The sequence below is a fragment of the Providencia sp. TYF-12 genome (assembly GCF_041344805.1).
Taxonomy (GTDB): Bacteria; Pseudomonadota; Gammaproteobacteria; order Enterobacterales; family Enterobacteriaceae; genus Providencia; species Providencia huashanensis.
Genome location: NZ_CP166833.1, coordinates 1,462,638 through 1,482,418, shown reverse-complemented (window position 1 = coordinate 1,482,418; position 19,781 = coordinate 1,462,638). Strand labels below are relative to the sequence as shown.

The window sequence follows — 19,781 nt, the reverse complement described above, 5'->3', positions numbered from 1 at the left end:
TAAAGGTGATAATTGGAACTAATACTCCCTGAAATCGGCTTTCTCTGCCTTGTATTGGCTTTATGTATCGCTAGCTTTCAGGCTTTGAGTGGAGTTATTGGTCTCATCCAACACGTTCCGAGGCAAATGCCTCAGAACGTGCTTTGGACTTATTCACAGTTTTTTCTGCTACTTACTGCCTATATTTGTTTGACCGTCAGCTTTATCCAAAGTGACTTTTCCGTAGTATATGTTGCACAGCATAGTCATCGTTTATCCCCTTTATATATAAAGATTGCCGCAGTATGGGGAGGACATGAAGGGTCAATTTTCCTTTGGTTACTGTTTATATCGGCTTGGAGCGCATTATTTGCTTGGCGCTATCGCCAGCAAAATCATCTTGTCTTCCCACTGACATTAACCTTTCTTGCCATGATCAGTGGCGCTTTATTATGGTTCATTATTTTTTATTCAGACCCTTTTGAGCGGATTTTCCCACCCGCAATTGAAGGGCGTGATCTCAACCCAATGTTGCAGCATTGGGGGCTTATTTTACATCCTCCATTGCTGTATTTAGGCTATAGTGGGTTAATGGTTGTGACCGCCTTAATTCTCGCATCAATACTCACAGGCCAATTTAATCAAATCACGGCTTGGTTGTGTTGGCGTTTCACCGTACCAAGTTGGTGTATACTGACTCTCGGAATTACGCTGGGTTCATGGTGGGCATATAACGAATTAGGCTGGGGGGGTTGGTGGTTTTGGGACCCTGTTGAAAATGCATCACTACTTCCTTGGCTAAGTGCCACTGCCCTGCTTCATAGCTTATCCGCATCGAGGAAAACTGAAGGATATCGGCACTGGTCAATATTACTTGCCATTCTTACCTTCATCTTATCTTTATTGGGTACATTAATTGTACGCTCTGGCATTTTAATGTCTGTACATGCTTTTGCCCTTGATAATGTGAGAGCCGTTCCCCTATTTTTACTATTTAGTATCTTAAGCCTTATCGCTTTGTTTATTTATGGCTGGAAAGCAAAAAATGTAGAAAGTAAAACCGCTAAGGTGAATAAACGTGATACTTACTTATTATTAACATTAGTCCTATTTGCTACAGTATTATTTATTGTTCTTACTGGTACGCTTTATCCAATGATTTATGCCCTCTTTGGTTGGGGGAAAATTTCTGTTGGTGCGCCATATTTTAATCAAGCATTACTCCCATTCGGCATTTTAATGTTACTTATTATGGCATTAAGCGTGCTTAATCTACCGAAGAAAATCCCTTTCATCACCCAATGGCGATTTCCGGTTATATTGCTCCTCAGTACATTACTCAGTATTGTTCTATGGTCACACGGAATAATTATCGCCATTTCGTGTGGGTTTTTAATGGCTATTTTATGCATTTTTTGGTTACGTCCAATTCGTGTAATTAACCAACAATTACCCTCTCTTCTTGCCCATACTGGGGTAATTATTTTTGCTGCGGGTATTGCCCTTTCCGTTGGTAGCCGGCAAGAAATTAGTGTCAACCTTTCCATTGGGCAGTCTGTTTCTTTAGCAGATTATCAGTTCCAATTTAAACAGCTTAAACTCCTTGCTAAGGGGAATTACACAACTGAAAAAGCCGTTATACAAGTTGCCCAAGCCAACCACCCCTTACACCAATTAATTACTGAACGCCGTTTTTATACGGCACGTCAGCAATTAATGATTGAACCAGGAACCTATTGGGGCTGGGTACGTAATTGGTATGCTGTTTTAGGGGAGAAAACAAGTGCAAATAGCTACGCAATACGCTTTTATGTGCAAGATGGCATTCAATGGATTTGGGGAGGTGCGTTATTTATGTGTTTTGGGCTGCTAATTGGTTGGGTAAAAGGAAGAACAAAGCATGAATAAAGCTTTAGTCACTTTCATTTTCTTATTTGCTTCGTTTATGGCTAAAGCACAAATTGTAGACGTGTGGCAATTTAATTCGCAGGAAGAACAAGACTATTCTTTGCAAATTGCCTCATCACTACGTTGCCCACAATGTCAAAATCAAAATTTATTAGAGTCAAATGCCCCTACTGCGGTCAGTATGCGGCATCAAGTATTCAAAATGGTAGCTGAAGGTAAAAATAAGAGCCAAATCCAACAATATATGACTGATAGATATGGTGAGTTTGTTCTTTATAACCCACCGCTAACGCTAGGAACTGCTTTATTATGGGGATTGCCCATCATTGCTCTGGCGGGGATTTTAAGTTTAACATTCTACTTAACTCGCCGACAAAAATATCATTATCGCCATGATAGCGCCGAAGTAACCCAAACTACAAAACAACTTTTAGTCTCCGTGACTGATGAATCTCCTTCTCAACAGAAACGAAACACGGTGTTTATCATTGTATTATTCTTCGCCATTATTGGTTATTTCTTTATACCCCGCTTTGAACTGACGTATCGCGAATATTTACGTATCTCTGATCCTCTTTTATCATTCACTCCGTTACAACAAGAACAAAATGACTTGTTACGTTTACAAAATGATATTCGTCAGTCACCTGAAAATAGTGAACTATGGGCAACACTTGGTGAATATTATTTATATCAAAACAGCTATGACAACGCACTAATCGCTTATTATCGAGCACTAAAATATGGCGATGAGAATGCACAAATATACTCCGCAATTGCAACTGTATTATATTATCAAGCAGGGCAGCACCTGACTCCAGATGCCCATGCTGTAATTAATAAAGCCCTAGCTCTTGATAACAATGAGGTCACAGCCTTAATGCTAGTTGCTTCTGATGCATTTATGAATGCAAATTACGAGCAAGCAATTGATATTTGGCAAAAACTATTAGATAGCAATAGCTCCCGTATTAATCGTTCACAACTAATTGAAGCCATACATATGGCAAAAATAATGGGAAATAAAAAATAATTAAAATATATAAAATTAATATCTTTACATTAAGTGTTAATACATACTAAATTATCACTATAGTAACAAATATACCCCCCTAATTAATGTCAATTCATTTTAATATGTAATTTTTCGTTTCTTACTGCTCATCATTATTTCATCTCTATATTACATTAAATAATTTTATGCTACATTCGCTATATTAAACTCCTAAAATTAAACCTGTGTATAATAACGTAAGTAAAATTAACTCTCTTAATCTTACTTATATACGATTAAACATTTTTCTTTTACGATGTTATTTTAGGAATGTAAAACAATCACATAAGAAATAAAAAACATGAAAAATAAAATATTTTCATTCTTGGTTGTTGGCCTTATTGCTGGCGCGTCCTTTATTGGCGGTGTCGCGAGTAACTATACACCTGATCTAGATATTATTGAAAAATCACAAAAAGCAGTTGAGGATTTTTTAGTTGACCCTAAAACAGCAGAGTATAAAAATGTTAAATATCATGAGATAAGAGAAACTCTTGACCACGGAATGTTAGGTTATGTTTGTGGAGAAGTACTCATTTTTACCAGTCAAACACCATATTCATTTAAACGTTTTATCGTCAAAACATATCGTCATGACGATGGTCGTAATGTTGTCTCTATCCCAATTATTGATGATAAAGACAAAGAGTTCCCTAATGATAATTTTAATATAATATGGGGTAAATATTGTAATAATTAATCCACCGGATAAAAATACAATCAAGGTTAAATTTAACACATTAATAATATAAAAATAATATTTAAATTACGTCTAAAACCATCACTCAATCCTACACATTTCAAACGAAATAAAGTATGTTGTTTTTATATTGATTCAATTACATATAATAAAAATATAATAAATGGTCGAATAAACCAGCATAAGCAATATTCTCATATTCTCAACTTGTTTATTTCTGCATTCAAGATAAGTTAGAATTAAGATGAGCACTATATGTTAATTTTCTATCTACCTCCATATACTATAGTGCATACATCTGCTTAAGAAAGGTTAAAAATAGTTCCATAACCTTAATCACACAACTGACTTTGAGAAAAGCGAAGTCATGCCTATCTTATCATTTTCTAATCTTGCAACGTTAAATTAACTAGCTATTTTGGTAGTAATTCTTGATTGCTTGATATAAAGTCACAACCCTTTTTTTTCAAGGTTACTATTTTGGAGGCGAGATGTTTATAGGCTTTGATTACGGTACATCCAACTGCGCTGTCGCAATCATGAAGGACGGAATACCGACACTATTACCATTAGAGGGCCATAGTAAATATATTCCATCAACACTGTGTGCGCCAACAAGAGAATCTGTATCTGAACACCTATTTCGTCATTGCAAAATCACACCTTCAGATGAAATTGGGCAGCAAATATTAAGAAGGTCGATAACTTTTAATCAAGATGAAGGGGTCGATTTAATGCCTGAAGATATTGTTTTCGGGCAAGCTGCCTTAGATTTATATTTAAGTGACCCAAGAGATGTTTATTATGTAAAATCACCTAAGTCGTTTTTAGGCGCTTCCGGGCTTCATGAAACACAAATTAGTTTTTTCGAAGACCTTGTTTGCGCCATGATGAAAAATATCAAAGATACTGCTGAACATACCTTACAACAAGTTATAGACGATACAGTGATTGGACGGCCAATTAACTTCCATGGTCGCGGTGGAGAATTAGCTAACCAGCAAGCAGAATCCATATTATATCGTGCCGCAAAACGTGCAGGCTTTCATCATATTACATTTCAATTTGAACCTGTCGCTGCTGGCCTTGAATATGAATCAACTTTAAATAGTGACCAAATAATCCTAGTTGTTGATATTGGTGGCGGAACAACTGATTGCTCATTAATTCAAATGGGGCCAAGTTACCGAACCGCACAAGATAGAACCCCTTCCTTATTAGCCCATAGTGGCCAAAGAGTGGGCGGAAATGATCTTGATATCTATATTGCGCTAAAACAATTGATGCAACTTTTTGGGATGGAAAGCCAGTCGCTTTCAGGTATTAAAATGCCATTTTTACAGTTTTGGAACCCAATTGCGATAAATAATGTTGAAGCCCAAAAAGAATTTTATTCGCGGCAAAACCTTTCAGCGCTGACTCGATTAAAACAAGAAGCAAAAGAGCCTAAAAAATTGGCTCGCTTACTAGAAGTATATAACGAAACCCTTGGGTATAGCCTTGTCCGTAAAGCTGAAGAGGCGAAAATTGCCTTATCTGAAGATGCTAATTATTTAGCTAAAATTGCGCTATTGAATGAAACGCTTGAAGTTAATATTCAACGAGAGCATTTAATTGAATCAATAGAATCACCAAAGAATAAAATGATTGAACTAGTTAAAGAGGCTGTCAATCAAGGGGGAGTGCAACCTGATGCTATTTACATTACGGGGGGAAGTGCTCGCTCACCCATATTGCATCAAGCTATCTCCCAAGAATTGCCTAATATCCCTATCGTACGCGGAGATGATTTTGGTTCCGTTACCGCAGGGCTAACTCGCTGGGCTGAAACCTGTTTTAAATAAAAACACATTATTTTCTAAGTGACTACTTACAATAAAAGGTAATGTTTAACATTGCCTTTTAACCTTACTTCTTCAGTTGCTGGTAGTCACATGAAAATTAATAATATTCTCAAAAAATTTAAGCTAACAGATATTAGTCAGATCGAAAGCATCTATCCTTATTCGCCAGTATATAAAATACATAAGAATAATCATGATTATGTACTAAAACAGACTTGCTCTAATATTGATGATGCCAACAGATTAGCAAGCTATTTATCCAATTTAAATAATAAAAAAATAAATATTGTCACACCAATTTCAGTAGTTACCCCGAATCCACAAGAAATAAATAATGATGTTTGGGTGCTCTATCCGTTTATTAAAGGAAGTAAATATAGCGCTTCTACACATGAAATTATTGAAGCAGGCCGTTTACTGGGGAAAATACACTCGGTTTCCTCTATCAATAATCAAGAAAAACTCAGTGAGTATAATGAATATGAGCTTGAGGATAGCGATATAATCAATGATATCAATATCATACATGACCATTGTATAAAGCATAAATTAGCTATAGATATAAATCAGTTTAAAAGATTAATGCTAGAGACTATTGAAAATCAATCGGTTTTAAGAAAAAATAATTTACCCGCTGTTGCTACGCCTTATGACTACAAAGCTGATAATTTAATTTATTTAGAGTGCAACCAAGCCTTTATTATAGACCCCGATAATGCAACTTATATTCCTAGGATTTTCGATTTAGCCTTAACATTGTTACTTTTCCATAATGTATTAGAAACAGCACCAAATCGTATTTTTACTGTAGATGAATGGGAATTGTTTAAACTCGGTTATTCTGAATTCATTACAGTTACCCCTTTTGAAAAGTCTTGTTGGCAACAAGCTATCAAACATTTATTTTTAGATGAAGTGATTTGGTTAATGTCTGATTTTGAACAAGGATGGGAAAATACACGGCAACGAAATTTATTTATTTCATTGTTATCATTAATATTAGATGAAAAATTGTTAAAAAAATACACGCTATAATTTAAAACAGCACGTTGCTAGATAATATGGATGCCGCTCAAAGCGGCATCCATAAGAAAATTATTTTTTAACTTTATGTACAATATCAAAGTACTTATCTTTGTTATCTTGCTCTGGATAAATACGATAAGTATATTCTTCAGGTGTTACAGTGACATTTTCTACAACACGAGTAAATAACACTTCCCCTTGATCATTTTTTGCAGTTAATGAACGGGTTTTTCCATTCTCATCAAATGACCAATCACCTTTCATTTTTGGTTTCCCATCAAATGTAGTCATATTAAAGGTGCCATCTGGATAATATTCAGCTAAGCCAAAGAAGTTAGAAACTTGCTTATCATCGGCACTGACTTCTTTTTTGTTTTGGTCTAAAGCTTCCGTTGTTGTCCAGACTTTACCAACCATGATTTCTTCGTAAGCATTTAATTTATGCTCAGCATTTTGTGATTGCGTTGCTGCTGGAGCCGTAGCGGCTTGAATACCAAATGACATTGTAGATACAACAGCAAATAATGTAGGTACTAATAGTCTTTTCATTTTATTTCCTTTAACTAACAAGCTCAAACAAGCATTTGATTTAACTTAAGGGTAACTACATAAGACTTATTATCATAATGTTATTACGTTTATTTACATGGAAATGTTTTGTTACATACGAGGAGGAGTTCTAAATAAATTACAGTTATACCAACAATTACAAATTAATTAGAATAAATATATTCAATCCTAACTATTTAACAATTTATTGATCAACCAATATCCCGCTTTACCTGGTGGATTATGCTTAGACCACACTAAATCTACATTAATTTTACGCGGCCATAGGTCATAATTAAGGCTCACCAATAGGCCATGACCGAATTGCTTGACTAACCAAGTGGGTAGTATTGCCCAGCCAGTCCCTTGTTCAGCCATTTCTAGTAACAACAAATAATTGGGAGCCAGCCAGTTTTTTTCGCTGTTAATGACGGTTTCACTGCTGCTACTTAACCGTAGTTGACGTGTCGTCGTGAGATGTTGATAGGTAATTTGTTTTTCTTTTGCTAACGGATGGCTAGCTAACACATACAACCCTAGCTCCCCTTGAACAGGTAAACGTGAAAATGAAATATCAGCAGGATATTCGATTCGTGACTCCATCATGCCAACATGAGCCTGCTGATTTTGGATCATTTCAATGACATCATTGTTTTCGGCTATTAAGAATTCAAATTCAATATGAGGAAATTGTCTATCTAATATTGTTAATACATGCTCTGCGTGTGGAGGTTGATAAATATCTGAAAAAGCACAACTTAACCGTGGTTCAATATCAGGTGACAATTCAACTCTCAAGGCTTGTAATCGTTCATCAGCTGATAAGATATCCTCAACTAGACTTAATACCTTTCTTCCAGCAAAAGTCAGTGTTGATTCACGCCCTTGCCTATCAAATAAAGCAAATCCCATATCATCTTCAAAACCACTAATAGTCGTACTCACTGTCGATTGGCTTTTATTAAGCTTTCTCGCTGCCGCAGAGAACGATTTCAGTGCAGCGGCTTCCACAAAGGTACGCAATGTTTCTATAGAATAGTTCATAAGGTATCGATTTTTCCGATGGCTGCCATTTTGTATATATATATAAAATAGCAAATAATTGCACCTGTTTTTTTTATAACATATTAGATAGCTATATATTTGAGGTAGTTATGAGCAAGCAGACAAAAACATTAACTGAACGAATTTTTCATGCAGTTTCATTTGAAATCATCGCAATCGCGATAACTGCTCCGGTCAGTGCATGGATTTTAGGACGCTCAATTTTCCAAATGGGTACCGTCGCGATTATATTATCGACACTCGCCATGTTATTAAACCTATTCTATAACATGCTATTTGACCTCTACTGGCCTCTTTCTAAAGGGCTACGCCCAACTAAAGTACGTATTGCCCATGCTGTTGGTTTCGAATTAAGTTTTGTGATCCTCGGCCTACCGATACTGGCAGTACTCCTAGAAATGACTTTATGGGATGCATTTTTACTTGAGATTGGCTTCTTTGCTTTTTTCTTATTTTACACTTATGCATTTAACCTACTCTATGACATTTTGCGTGACCGTTGGTTTACTAACCAAGAAAACCAATCAAACTCGATTAAGCCAGCCATAAAACGTACATAGTTCAGCAACGACACCGAACACGAAACATGTTCGGTGTCCTTGTCAAATAGTGACCCGATATTAGCTATCATTGCAAAAAACTTTGGAGAAATGGATAGCCATGAGAAAGCAGTGGCAGCGCTTAGTTTTACACAGAATAACCAATCCTCTGCGACAATTTATGCCATGGAACAACATTTAATCCGGAGTAAAACTAAATAAGATAATAAGATACTATTAACAGTCATAATTTATCATATAAGTCATTTCATCAAGGTTTAGTTATTTGCTAAGCCTTTTTGTTTTAATAGAGAAATAAATATCCCCACTTTATCTGCTGTTAATTACTTTAATGACACTATAAAACTGAGAAACCACGACGTACCTCACGATAATGACAATAACTTGCATTTGCAATTGATAATCATTAACATAAAATAAAACATCATATTATCTTATGATTTATAACCAAATGAATTCTTTTACCCCTTATAACCTTAAAGCAATGTTAGCAATTACTTATCTTAAACACGTTTAGCCGTTACCTTTTTGGCTTTAACTGAAAGAATACCGAGGTCTTATGATGAGTCAAAAACTACTTACTTTTATTCTGTCGATAACATTGCATATTTTAGTTATCGGGTATTTTATTTATATAACGACTCAATCATTATCTCAATCTCAGAAAAACCAAGCGTTGCAGGATGCTCCAGTTATTTCTATTGCATTGACTCAGGCCGCTCAAGAAACTCAACCTGAAGAAATAGCACAAGCCCACGCTATCCTTAGTAAAATAAAGTTAGACACTGTGGTGGAAAAAGCCACTATTGTCGTCCCTAAAAAACAAAAAGAAATAAAAAAAACCGTCAAAGAACCGGTTAAACCAACAACATCTACAATGGTTAAAAATACAGAGACGCCTAAGAAGCCAGTAGAGAAAAAAACACCTCTACACACTGAAATTGCCCAACAGCAAAAAGCAGGTGGTCAAGTGACGTCCTTATCCTTGGGAAATAAAAGCCACAAAACACAACAAGCCCCTAGTAATATAGACAGTCAATTAATAAGTTCCTATCGTGAAAAATTACGTCAAGAAATTGAACGCAATAAACAATATCCACGTAGAGCTAAAAAAATGAAAAGTCGAGGTGTCAGCACAGTTCAGTTCCAATTAAGCCAAACGGGAGAAATTAGTTTAGTACGCTTAGCGAGTAGTTCTGGAAACGAATTATTAGACAATGCCGCATTAACAGCGGTACAAAAAAGCCGCTCAGTAGGTAAGCCACCAGCGGGCTTTGCTCAATCAATTATCCTTAATATTGAATTTAATTAACGCTAAATAAAGCTAATAACCCGCTATCGTGATATGAGTTACTATGCTGTTAATGCCTGCAATATATTGAATAGTGAACAGCCTGATTATCATTGGGTTTAGCTGTTTGGCTTTACTATACATAAAAATGAAAAAACCGTTGAGAATAGGCTTTCTAATGCTGTTTTATTAATCGTGTATGATGAACTAATCAGTAGTGAAATTCTCTACAGGCTACAGATGATTGTTGCCAAGGCTATTGCGGGGTAATCATTACCTAATACTGTTTATATAGGACGAGAAAAAGCTTATTTCTTGTTATCATCGACAAAAGCCTGATGTTTGGTTACGATCGGCTTAAAAAGCGAAATCAATATATCAAGTGGATCAATATGGAACAAAAACTACTGGCGGATTTTTCACTTTGCGCACAAACTCTTGGCGCATTATTTAGTTATAACCCTTCTGATGCCCGTGTAAATAAATTAATTCACTTATTTAGCTCAAGTGAATGGCAATCTGAGTGGCCTTTCAATAATATCTATGATTGCCAACGTATTGATAAACGCTTTCAAGATAGCTTAAATGAGCAAGAAACATTACAAGAAGCTTATCAGCGCTTATTTATTGGCCCTGATGCGCTTCCCGTACCACCTTGGGGCTCTGTTTACCTTGATAAGGAAAATAGTGTTTTTGGTATATCCACCCTTGAACTAAGGGCTTGGCTACGCAACAACCAAATTAATATTGAATTAAATCAAAATGAACCAGAAGATCATATTGGTTTATTATTGTTACTCACTGCTTGGGTTGTTGAAAATAAACCCGAGCTATTACGGGGCCTATTAGAAATGCATTTGTTACCCTGGGCTTATCGTTATTTAGAGAAAATGCAATTACAAAGTGGCCATGCTTTTTATGAAGCAACTGCACTATTAGCGAATGAAACTTTAAAATACATACAGCAAGCTATCCAATTAAATCCGATAAATAAAGAAATTTACCTTTAGTTGTTTCAATAGCTATTTGAATAGAAAATAAATACGTGTGAATAATAGCCCTAAATCAGGGTATATTTAGGGCTATTATTATACTATGGGTGTTTTTTAGGTATATGGTAGGCATCATTTAAGAACAGGATAATTTTGTCCAAGTCAGAAATATAAGCAGTATTATTGTAAACCCCCGTTTGATGTACCGAACTAATCCCTTCAGGCAATACCAACACAGGCAAAGATTGGTTCACATCCCCGATAACAGTGATCAGTTCTTGTCTAGGTTTTTCAAAACCAATATAGACCACATCAATAAATTCCCTTAAATTAGTGTTCTTAGCAAGAATGCCTTCTAACATTGTGCAATCAGGGCAATAAAATACTTCACCTTCATAATTTTTATCTGAAAAACCCATATTTAAAAGATATAACTTACATTTCATAATGTTACCTAATTGAACTGATGAGTAAACCAAAATAAACTATTCGGCATTATTGTTACTTTATTTGAGCAAGTGCAATATCAACATCTGCAATAATGTCTTCAATATCTTCACAACCTAATGAGAAACGCAAAAGCCCTTCAGTAACACCTTGTAATAGGCGTTCTTCTTCAGATATGCAAGCATGAGACATGATCCTAGGATAAGAAACGATAGATTCTATCCCCCCTAAACTCACGGCAACTAATGGTATGCGAATTGTATCTAAAAATAATTTCACATTCTCATAACTGCCTAAATCAAAAGAAACAACCATTCCCCCATTTTTAGATTGCCGCATATGAATATCATAATTTGGATGAGAGGGTAGAGCTGGATAAAATACTTGCTCAACTTTAGGATGTTCATGCAAATATTCAGCAAGCTTTTGTGCGTTTTCACTGGATCTTTCAACTCGCATCGCCATCGATTTCAACCCACGCATGGTTAACCAGCTATCAAAAGGTGCAGCAATACTACCAATAGCTACCGCAGATTTATGTAGCAATTTAGCATATTCGGGGTTGTTTGTTGCTGCCGTTCCTAAAATCACATCGCTATGTCCATTAATAAACTTTGTAGCGCTATTAATCGAATAATCAATACCTAATGAAATCACATCAGACAATAACGGTGTCATAAACGTATTATCACAAATTGTGATGAGTTGCTTTTCTTTTGCAATACGGATCACTGAGATTAAATCTGTCACCTGTAATGTTGGGTTTGATGGAGTTTCAATATAAAAAGCCTTGGTATTCTTTTTAATTGCATCCGCATAATTTTGCGGGTTTGTTGCATCAACAAATGTCACTGAAATACCATATCTTGGTAAAAATTCAGTCATTAATTGAAACGACCCGCCATAAATACTTTTGCAAGCAACAATATGGTCACCATGGCTAAAACTCAACAAAATAGCACTAATTGCTGCCATTCCGGAGGAAAAAATTTCAGCATACTTGGCATTTTCAATCGCACAGATAGCATCACTTAATGCATCTCTAGTAGGGTTAGAAAAACGTGAATAAATATAAGAATAATTTTCTTCAATATCCGATTGAGAATAAGTCGATGATTGATATAACGGAATAGACGAACTTCCAGTATATTTATCTGTCATCGGGTAACCATGTATAACTTTGGTATTAATTTTCATAAGTAAATCGCATTATTAATAAGTATATTTAAATATTTGCCACATTAATTTCAGAGTAAGCAAACATAGCGGGTGAACCGCCAGTATGAATAAAGAGTAATGGCTGATTGTCACCAATCGTTTCTTTTAAAATATTATCAATTAACCCTGCCATTGCTTTGCCTGTATAAACAGGGTCAAGTAAAATCCCTTCTTTTCTCGCCAATAGTTCAACTGCTTGTTGGCCTTTATCATTAGGCATTCCATAACAAGGGGCAAAATATTGATCCCATAATTTAATTTCAGGTAATGCTGAAAGATTAAATTGCACGGCAAGTTGATTAAGTAAATATTCAACTTTAGGCTTTTGTTGTTCTACCGTGCGAGAAACTGTAACCCCTATGACTGGGGTATGTGGTAAAAACGCTTGTAAACCAACTGCCAACCCCGCATGTGTTCCAGCACTCCCTGAGGCCACAATTACAGCCGCAAACTCGATTTCTTTTGGTTTTTGCTGCACAATTTCTAAAGCACAATTGACATAACCTATTGACCCTAATACGTTTGAACCACCTACAGGAATAATATAACTACCTTGCAAATTTAGTTTTTCAATAAGTTCCTGCAGTTGTGTATTTGGGTCTGTCAGTTCATCACAAAAATAACAATCCGCATTAAATAAGTCGGTTAGCAGCTTATTTCCATTATTCAAAAATAGTGAATTATGGCTTCGTATTGGGTTTTCTAATAGTGCAACACACTGTAAGCCATACATTGCAGCAATAGCTGCTGTTTGGCGAACATGATTAGATTGAATAGCCCCCGCGGTAACGATAACCTTGGCTTTTTTACTCAATGCATCTGCAAAAAGATATTCTAATTTACGAAGTTTATTTCCCCCCATAGCAAGGGGGGTCATGTCATCACGTTTAATATAAATATCACGGCCTAGATACTCTGAAATATTATGTAATTTCATTAAGGGAGTTACCCCATGAAGTAAATCTATTTTGGTAATAGCCGAGATTTTTTCTTGAAAATTCATTTTTAACGTATCCCGCTAATAAGTAAAACCTAAATAGAGATAAACCATTAACGCAAAGACAGCTGTTACGGTGGCATAAGGCATTTGAGTACGAATATGTTCAATATGGTCGCAATCCGTTGCCATTGAAGCCACAATCGCATCACTGGATATTGGAGAAGTCATATCGCCATAAATAGAACCCGCAATAGCTGCACCAATCATATATTCAATAGGCATACCGACGGAAATCCCTAGTTGAACGCCAATCGGGATCATAATGGCAAATGTTCCCCATGATGTTCCCGTTGCAAGAGACATCACCGCACTAATTAAGAAAATAAACCCTATTGAAAATGCAGGTGAAATAACCCCTGATGTAATTTCTGCAATATAGGCCCCGGTATTTAAATCTGAAGATACGGTCCCCATTAAAAATGCCAAAATCATCACAGAGCTAATTTTGACCATGCTGGCATAGCCGATATACAGTTCTTTAAAAAAAGTCTCAATGTTCAATACACGACGAGCTAAGAACCAAACAAAAGAAACTAAAGTTCCAAACATGACGCCCCAATATACCGAAGTTGAGCCACTACCTTTGCTAAAATCGCCATTACCAGTGATATAAAGCGCAAGAGGTACCATTAATACTGTAGATAGAATAGGAATAAAGAAATTAAGGGATGTATGGCAGTTAGGGTGGTCAATAATATCTTCATCATCCTGTTCTGTTTCTTCTGCCGCCAACATTGTCAAAGCCTGTTCTTGCGCACGTAAATCGGCTTTTTTCATTGGCCCCCAAGATGTATTAGAGAAGATATAAAACAATACTGATGCTAAAGAAAACCACGCCATGATATTAAATACCATTGAGCTTGCTAAAATTTCAAATGGTTCTCCTGTGATGAAACCTTTGGATATTTGTACGCCAATCACCCCCATCATTGCCGCCCCCCAACCGTTAATCATGGCTGAAGAACAAACTGAAACACAGGATGTTTGAACAATATATGACATTTTCTCAGGCGATACGCCGTATTTTTTAGCCAGTGTTTTAGTTGAAGCCCCTGCGATTAATTGATTAATCGAACTTTCGATAAAAATTAATGAGGTTATAATCATCGCCATTAATTGAACGGCTTTTTTATTTTTAATTAATTTTGTTTTATTCGTTAATAATCTAACCAGTGATTTTACGCCCCCAGTAACAACAACCAGTCGCATAATACCGCCAATCATTACCATAAATAGAATTGTTTTTGTATTCCCTGGTGAAGCAAACGTATTAATAATCCCATCAAGTGTCCCATTCACACCTAATAATATATTGTGATCATGTATAACGGTAAAACCGACTAATATTCCCAGTAATAATGATAATATAACTTGTCGTGTAAAAATGGCTAAAAGTATTGTCACCATTGGCGTGACAATAGTCCAAATCCCATAATCATTCATTAGATGCTCTCTTATTATATTTTATTGTGATTTTAATAAATTAAGATAATGCGTTTTCTAAATCATTTAATAAGTCAGTAATATCTTCAATGCCTACAGATAAACGTAATGTCGTATCATAAACACCAATACTCTCTCTTTCTTCTTTTGTCATTGAGCCATGGGACATAGTTGCAGAATGATTCACCATACTTTCTACACCACCAAGAGACTCAGCTAATACAAAGTACTTCACTTTAGATAAGAAATACTTTGTATCTTCAATATCACCTTTTAATTTAATCGTGACGACCGCCCCACCAGTACGCATTTGTTTTTTACATAGTTCATATTGTGGATGCGAAGACAGCCCTGGGTAATAAACTTGTTCAACTTTTGGGTGTGTAGATAAATATTTTGCAACTTGTTCTGCGTTACAGCATTGTGCTGACATGCGAAGTGCTAATGTTTTAAGTCCACGTAAAGCTAGATACGCATCAAAAGGAGAAGCAATCGCGCCTAGTGTGGTTTTCAAAAAATCTAGACGATTCGCTAGTTCATCACTCTGAGTAATCACTGCACCACCAATTAAATCAGAGTGGCCACCTATATATTTACTCGCCGATAGCATCACTAAATCAGCACCTAATTCCAACGGTTTTTGATTCCATGCCGTAGCGAATGTATTATCAACACAAGTTAAAATATGATGCTTTTTAGCTAATGAACAAATTGCTTTAATATCAACTAATTCTAATAATGGGTTTGTTGGGCTTTCTATCCAAATTAAACGGGTGTTTTCTTTTATTTTTGCTTTAACTTCTTCCAGATTATTAAGGTCAACATAGTCTATTTGGTGCCCACAATTTAATGTTGAGACGCGTTCAAATAACCTAAACGTTCCACCATAAACCCCTTTCATCGCAATAATATGCGAATCTTTAGGTAATAAGTTTAATACTAAGCTCGAAGCGGCAACACCTGAGGCGGTTGCTGTTGCATAAACCCCACCTTCAATTTCAGCTAGTAAGGTTTCATATGCATAACGTGTTGGGTTACTACAACGTGAATAACAATATTCTCCATGATCTGTTAAGCTTTGTTGAACAAAAGTACTGGCCGTTGTAATTGCAGGGAAAATAGCGTGATTAACTGCATCTTGCTGCTTTCCACCATGAATTAAAATTGTAGCGATATTCTTAGTCATTATCTAAACCCAGTAATAGTAAAATAAAGAACGATATATTTATATTTGTTGCTAAAAGGAATATGCCACAGAGAAATAGAAAATTTTTTCTAAAAATTGATGACATGTTGCAAATTAAGAGAAAATTTTTCTAAACTGAGTTTAATAACATTAAAAATCAATAAATTACTATAATTACAATAAATGAGTTCAGCGTCACAATATTATTATTTAGTCACTTAATGAATAGAAAAAAGGCAGCAAAGAAGCTATAACCAATTAAAAATAAACAACAAATGTATGTGAGAAGTTAAATATATCAGTGTCACATGTAATCAATCAGTATCAATATTTAAATAAATTTAACTTATTTCTTAGGGGATTTGCTTATTCCCCCTCTATCAATACTACTGAACATGGGTTTAAGAGAATTTTATTCTCTTTGCTTTAAAATTAAAATAGATCATTGGATTAACTATTCTAGTTAAGTATTCAGAATTAAAAACAGACAGCGCAACGCTAGGATAGTATCATTAGCATCATTAGCCTTTTATTCTATTTGAGATTTTATAGTGACTTCATTTGCTGACCTTAACGCTCTTTCTACTGAACAACTTTCTAACCTACAAGAATTAGGTTATCTCAGTATGACCCCTATCCAAGCCGCCGCCCTTCCGCCAATCCTTGCCGGAAAAGATATTCGAGCACAGGCTAAAACGGGGAGTGGCAAAACCGCAGCGTTTGGTCTGGGGTTATTGCAACATATCGATGCTAAGTTGTTTAAAACACAATCATTAGTCTTATGCCCTACTCGTGAACTCGCAGAGCAAGTGGCAAACGAACTACGTCGGCTAGCACGTGCAATTCCTAATATTAAGATTTTAACCCTGTGTGGTGGCGTCCCATTTAGCATACAACGGGATTCCCTCGCCCATGCTGCACATATCATTGTCGCAACGCCGGGCCGTTTACTTGACCATTTAAACCGTGAAACCGTTCAGTTAGATGCTTTGCAGACTCTAGTGTTAGATGAAGCTGATAGAATGTTAGATATGGGTTTTATGCCTGACATAGAAACCGTGATTGATTACTCCCCAGTGAATCGCCAAACCTTATTATTTTCAGCAACTTGGCCAGATGAAATCGCACGTATCAGTCAGCAAATCCAGCACGAACCACAAGCTATTGAAATTAATAGCATTGACGAATTACCCGCTGTCGAACAACAGTTCTATGAAGTTTCACGTCATGGGAAGATAGCCCTATTGCAAAAATTATTAAGCCGTGAGCAACCTGCATCCTGCGTAATTTTTTGCAATACTAAAAAAGATTGCCAAGCCGTATTTGACGCTCTAACAGAGAGTAAACAGAGTGTTTTAGTACTACATGGTGACATGGAACAACGTGACCGCGACCAAACTCTAATACGTTTTGCCAATAGCAGTAGCCGCGTTTTAGTCGCAACAGATGTTGCTTCCCGTGGGTTAGATATCAAAGCACTAGAAATGGTGATTAACTATGAATTGTCATGGGACCCAGAAGTGCATATTCACCGCATTGGCCGAACTGCAAGAGCAGGAGAAAGCGGCCTAGCAATTAGCTTATGTGCACCTGAAGAAGCTCAACGCGCTAACGTGCTCGAAGAAATGCTAAATATGAAGCTCAATTGGCACGCTGAGCCTGAGGGGCTTCATATCACACCATTAGAAGCAACAATGGCAACATTGTGTATTGATGGCGGCAAAAAGGCCAAAATGCGCCCAGGCGATATTTTAGGAGCACTAACTGGTGATGTCGGTTTAGTAAGCGATGATATTGGTAAAATTGTTATCCATCCTACCCATGCCTATGTTGCCGTCAAACGCTCTGTTGCTCAACAAGCATGGAAACAATTACAACAAGGGAAAATTAAAGGCAAAGCGGTTAAGGTTAGGTTACTAAAATAATATTGGGCAATCTGTGTTTCCTTCCGCAATAAAAAAGGAAGGAAACACGCTATTTGTTTTATGATACGGCTTTATTATCTTGTGGCAGAGCTGATTTAGGCAACCCAAAAATTTTATCGAAAGCCCAATTAAAAAAGAAAGTATAAATTGGGATAAAAATAATTAATGCAAAATCAAATATTAACGCCTGTAAAAGACTAATCGAGAGCCACCATGCAATTAACGGTATTAAAAAAATTACCAATGTTAATTGAAATAATATGGCATGCACAAACCGGCGCCTAAAGGTTCTGATTCGTGATTTTTGTTTTGACTCCCAATATTCAAACCCTGTATTAAAAATAAAATTCCAACTAACAGCAATCGTAGTTATCACCAATGCTAATGGCCCTGTTGTTCCCGCTGAATTCCCTGAAAGAAAGGCCAGTGCTAGCGCTGAAATCACCCACCCAACAACTTCATAGATAGTAACAAACACAATTTTCCGTTTAATTCCCTGCATATCTCCACCTCTAAATATATCGTCATCAATAGGTGGTAAAATAAATATAATTCAATGATAATAAAAGTCAGCTACTATCAATTTTATTGAAAGGTCTACCATGTCATTCAATAGTGACAATCTTATTATTTTCCTCACTGTTCTAGACAAAGGCTCATTTTCTGCCGCTGCAAGATCATTACAACGAGTCCCCTCGGCAGTCAGTATGGCAATAGCTAATCTTGAAGCAGAATTGGGTTTTGAGCTATTTGATCGTCACTCCCGTGAGCCCAAACCGACAGAGAAAGCCCTTTCATTAGCCCCCTATGCACGCCATATTATTGAAAACTTATCACAACTTAATACATTTTCCAGAGAGTTGACCCAAGGGGTAGAAAGCACTCTGGCTATAGGTGTTGCGGCAGGTATTAATTCAAATATACTCTTTGATGCTCTACGTGTTTTGAGCCAACGATATCCCTTGTTACATATTGAACTTGTCACCGCGCCCCAAGATGACCTATTACCACTACTACATAAAAAACAACTCCAGCTCGCTATTGTATTTGGTGGAATACATGTTAACTCTCAAGAACAATTTCATTATATTGGCGAGGAGTCTATTATTGCGACTATTTCGACAAAGCACCCTTCTTTGCAAGAAAGAACTTCACTTTATATTGAAGACCTCGTCGAAAGCCGACAAATTATTATTGGTAGCCGGCAGCACGAGCTCAGTGATATGCGCATTGTTGTTTCCAGCAACTATTGGAAAACAGATAGCTTTTCCCTAGCACTAGGCTTAGTCGAAGGGGGCATGGGCTGGGGGAATTTTCCCTTGTCCCTGATTAAAGATAAGCTAGCGACAGGGACTTTAAAGCCGTTACAGTTTAAAAATACGCCTAATGGTTTGAAGCTCCCTATTCATGTGGTTAGCTTAAAGAGCCATGCACTTAAACGCGGCGCACAAGAATGCATTGAATTACTGAAAAAAACACATCTTACATAAAAATTTTCATGACCCCTTCTGACTTATTTCCTTAAATTAAATTGTTTTTTAATAGATTAATTATTTTAATACCACCAACGAAAACGTTTGCTTTTTATTTTTCT

At 36.3% G+C, this 19,781-nt stretch carries 18 protein-coding genes; 10 read left to right on the top strand and 8 right to left on the bottom strand.

The annotated features are described in order from the left end of the window. Positions 1-12: 12 nt before the first annotated feature. The 5 genes from ABE954_RS06555 to ABE954_RS06535 all read left to right on the top strand — a co-directional run bounded on the left by ABE954_RS06555 (position 13) and on the right by ABE954_RS06535 (position 6,520). Positions 13-1,887: a heme lyase CcmF/NrfE family subunit gene (locus ABE954_RS06555; RefSeq protein ID WP_371025805.1), complete on the top strand. Its 1,875-nt coding sequence runs from the start codon at positions 13-15 to the stop codon at positions 1,885-1,887. Continuing rightward, positions 1,880-2,920 carry a heme lyase NrfEFG subunit NrfF gene (gene nrfF, locus ABE954_RS06550; protein ID WP_042845226.1) on the top strand — a complete coding sequence of 347 codons (1,041 nt, stop codon included), beginning with the start codon at positions 1,880-1,882 and terminating at the stop codon, positions 2,918-2,920. The genes ABE954_RS06555 and nrfF overlap by 8 nt, the downstream gene beginning before the upstream one ends. 322 nt (positions 2,921-3,242) lie before the next feature. Then, on the top strand, positions 3,243-3,641 hold the full coding sequence (locus tag ABE954_RS06545; protein WP_129466240.1) for a hypothetical protein: 399 nt from the start codon (positions 3,243-3,245) through the stop codon (positions 3,639-3,641). 491 nt (positions 3,642-4,132) lie between these two features. After that, positions 4,133-5,485, top strand: a complete 1,353-nt coding sequence (gene yegD / locus ABE954_RS06540) for a molecular chaperone (RefSeq protein WP_048607984.1) — start codon at positions 4,133-4,135, stop codon at positions 5,483-5,485. A 90-nt stretch (positions 5,486-5,575) separates the two neighbouring features. After that, positions 5,576-6,520: a phosphotransferase gene (locus ABE954_RS06535; protein ID WP_206227035.1), complete on the top strand. Its 945-nt coding sequence runs from the start codon at positions 5,576-5,578 to the stop codon at positions 6,518-6,520. A 60-nt stretch (positions 6,521-6,580) separates the two neighbouring features. Here the strand turns inward: ABE954_RS06535 and ABE954_RS06530 are convergent, their stop codons facing one another. Further along, entirely contained in the window at positions 6,581-7,060 is a 480-nt protein-coding gene (locus ABE954_RS06530) for a DUF4822 domain-containing protein (RefSeq protein ID WP_071548305.1), read from the bottom strand. A 189-nt stretch (positions 7,061-7,249) separates the two neighbouring features. Beyond that, positions 7,250-8,104: a LysR family transcriptional regulator gene (locus ABE954_RS06525; RefSeq protein ID WP_042845235.1), complete on the bottom strand. Its 855-nt coding sequence runs from the start codon at positions 8,102-8,104 to the stop codon at positions 7,250-7,252. 110 nt (positions 8,105-8,214) lie between these two features. Between ABE954_RS06525 and ABE954_RS06520 the strand changes: the two genes are divergently transcribed. The 3 genes from ABE954_RS06520 (at position 8,215) to dmsD (ending at position 10,986) form a co-directional block, all read left to right on the top strand. Continuing rightward, positions 8,215-8,685, top strand: a complete 471-nt coding sequence (locus ABE954_RS06520) for a multidrug/biocide efflux PACE transporter (protein WP_264403654.1) — start codon at positions 8,215-8,217, stop codon at positions 8,683-8,685. A gap of 559 nt (positions 8,686-9,244) precedes the next feature. Then, positions 9,245-9,997: an energy transducer TonB gene (locus ABE954_RS06515; protein WP_166686958.1), complete on the top strand. Its 753-nt coding sequence runs from the start codon at positions 9,245-9,247 to the stop codon at positions 9,995-9,997. Between the two features lie 371 nt (positions 9,998-10,368). Then, a complete protein-coding gene (gene dmsD / locus ABE954_RS06510) occupies positions 10,369-10,986 on the top strand; it encodes a Tat proofreading chaperone DmsD (RefSeq protein WP_042845240.1) in 618 nt (205 codons plus the stop codon). An 83-nt stretch (positions 10,987-11,069) separates the two neighbouring features. Here the strand turns inward: dmsD and ABE954_RS06505 are convergent, their stop codons facing one another. The 5 genes from ABE954_RS06505 to ABE954_RS06485 form a co-directional block, all read right to left on the bottom strand. Continuing rightward, positions 11,070-11,414, bottom strand: coding sequence for a DUF3088 family protein (locus tag ABE954_RS06505; protein WP_052219313.1), 345 nt, complete (start codon positions 11,412-11,414; stop codon positions 11,070-11,072). Between the two features lie 55 nt (positions 11,415-11,469). Beyond that, positions 11,470-12,576, bottom strand: coding sequence for a PLP-dependent aspartate aminotransferase family protein (locus tag ABE954_RS06500; protein ID WP_371025804.1), 1,107 nt, complete (start codon positions 12,574-12,576; stop codon positions 11,470-11,472). Between the two features lie 64 nt (positions 12,577-12,640). Further along, positions 12,641-13,636 (bottom strand): D-cysteine desulfhydrase, encoded by a 996-nt coding sequence (locus tag ABE954_RS06495; protein WP_129466242.1) that lies wholly within the window; start codon positions 13,634-13,636, stop codon positions 12,641-12,643. Positions 13,637-13,651: 15 nt separating this feature from the next. Further along, a complete protein-coding gene (locus ABE954_RS06490; protein ID WP_042845248.1) occupies positions 13,652-15,076 on the bottom strand; it encodes a Na+/H+ antiporter NhaC family protein in 1,425 nt (474 codons plus the stop codon). Positions 15,077-15,116: 40 nt separating this feature from the next. Continuing rightward, positions 15,117-16,262, bottom strand: a complete 1,146-nt coding sequence (locus ABE954_RS06485) for a PLP-dependent aspartate aminotransferase family protein (RefSeq protein ID WP_042845250.1) — start codon at positions 16,260-16,262, stop codon at positions 15,117-15,119. Between the two features lie 551 nt (positions 16,263-16,813). Here ABE954_RS06485 and dbpA point away from each other — a divergent pair. Further along, complete coding sequence (dbpA, locus tag ABE954_RS06480; protein ID WP_166685692.1) at positions 16,814-18,187, top strand: ATP-dependent RNA helicase DbpA; 1,374 nt, start codon at positions 16,814-16,816, stop codon at positions 18,185-18,187. A gap of 58 nt (positions 18,188-18,245) precedes the next feature. Here the strand turns inward: dbpA and ABE954_RS06475 are convergent, their stop codons facing one another. Continuing rightward, positions 18,246-18,689 carry a PACE efflux transporter gene (locus tag ABE954_RS06475; RefSeq protein WP_210814154.1) on the bottom strand — a complete coding sequence of 148 codons (444 nt, stop codon included), beginning with the start codon at positions 18,687-18,689 and terminating at the stop codon, positions 18,246-18,248. A gap of 100 nt (positions 18,690-18,789) precedes the next feature. Here ABE954_RS06475 and ABE954_RS06470 point away from each other — a divergent pair, with 100 nt between their 5' ends. After that, positions 18,790-19,677: a LysR family transcriptional regulator gene (locus tag ABE954_RS06470; protein ID WP_042845255.1), complete on the top strand. Its 888-nt coding sequence runs from the start codon at positions 18,790-18,792 to the stop codon at positions 19,675-19,677. The last annotated feature ends 104 nt before the right edge of the window (positions 19,678-19,781 follow it).

Bases quoted from the DNA above. Each gene is read 5' to 3' on its own strand.
- ABE954_RS06525 (WP_042845235.1), bottom strand. From the start codon at position 8,104: ATGAACTATTCTATAGAAACATTGCGTACCTTTGTGGAAGCCGCTGCA.
- ABE954_RS06535 (WP_206227035.1), top strand. From the start codon at position 5,576: ATGAAAATTAATAATATTCTCAAAAAATTTAAGCTAACAGATATTAGT.
- yegD (WP_048607984.1), top strand. From the start codon at position 4,133: ATGTTTATAGGCTTTGATTACGGTACATCCAACTGCGCTGTCGCAATC.
- ABE954_RS06495 (WP_129466242.1), bottom strand. From the start codon at position 13,636: ATGAATTTTCAAGAAAAAATCTCGGCTATTACCAAAATAGATTTACTT.
- ABE954_RS06505 (WP_052219313.1), bottom strand. From the start codon at position 11,414: ATGAAATGTAAGTTATATCTTTTAAATATGGGTTTTTCAGATAAAAAT.
- ABE954_RS06545 (WP_129466240.1), top strand. From the start codon at position 3,243: ATGAAAAATAAAATATTTTCATTCTTGGTTGTTGGCCTTATTGCTGGC.
- dmsD (WP_042845240.1), top strand. From the start codon at position 10,369: ATGGAACAAAAACTACTGGCGGATTTTTCACTTTGCGCACAAACTCTT.
- ABE954_RS06490 (WP_042845248.1), bottom strand. From the start codon at position 15,076: ATGAATGATTATGGGATTTGGACTATTGTCACGCCAATGGTGACAATA.
- nrfF (WP_042845226.1), top strand. From the start codon at position 1,880: ATGAATAAAGCTTTAGTCACTTTCATTTTCTTATTTGCTTCGTTTATG.
- ABE954_RS06520 (WP_264403654.1), top strand. From the start codon at position 8,215: ATGAGCAAGCAGACAAAAACATTAACTGAACGAATTTTTCATGCAGTT.
- ABE954_RS06500 (WP_371025804.1), bottom strand. From the start codon at position 12,576: ATGACAGATAAATATACTGGAAGTTCGTCTATTCCGTTATATCAATCA.
- ABE954_RS06475 (WP_210814154.1), bottom strand. From the start codon at position 18,689: ATGCAGGGAATTAAACGGAAAATTGTGTTTGTTACTATCTATGAAGTT.
- ABE954_RS06530 (WP_071548305.1), bottom strand. From the start codon at position 7,060: ATGAAAAGACTATTAGTACCTACATTATTTGCTGTTGTATCTACAATG.
- ABE954_RS06515 (WP_166686958.1), top strand. From the start codon at position 9,245: ATGATGAGTCAAAAACTACTTACTTTTATTCTGTCGATAACATTGCAT.
- ABE954_RS06485 (WP_042845250.1), bottom strand. From the start codon at position 16,262: ATGACTAAGAATATCGCTACAATTTTAATTCATGGTGGAAAGCAGCAA.
- ABE954_RS06470 (WP_042845255.1), top strand. From the start codon at position 18,790: ATGTCATTCAATAGTGACAATCTTATTATTTTCCTCACTGTTCTAGAC.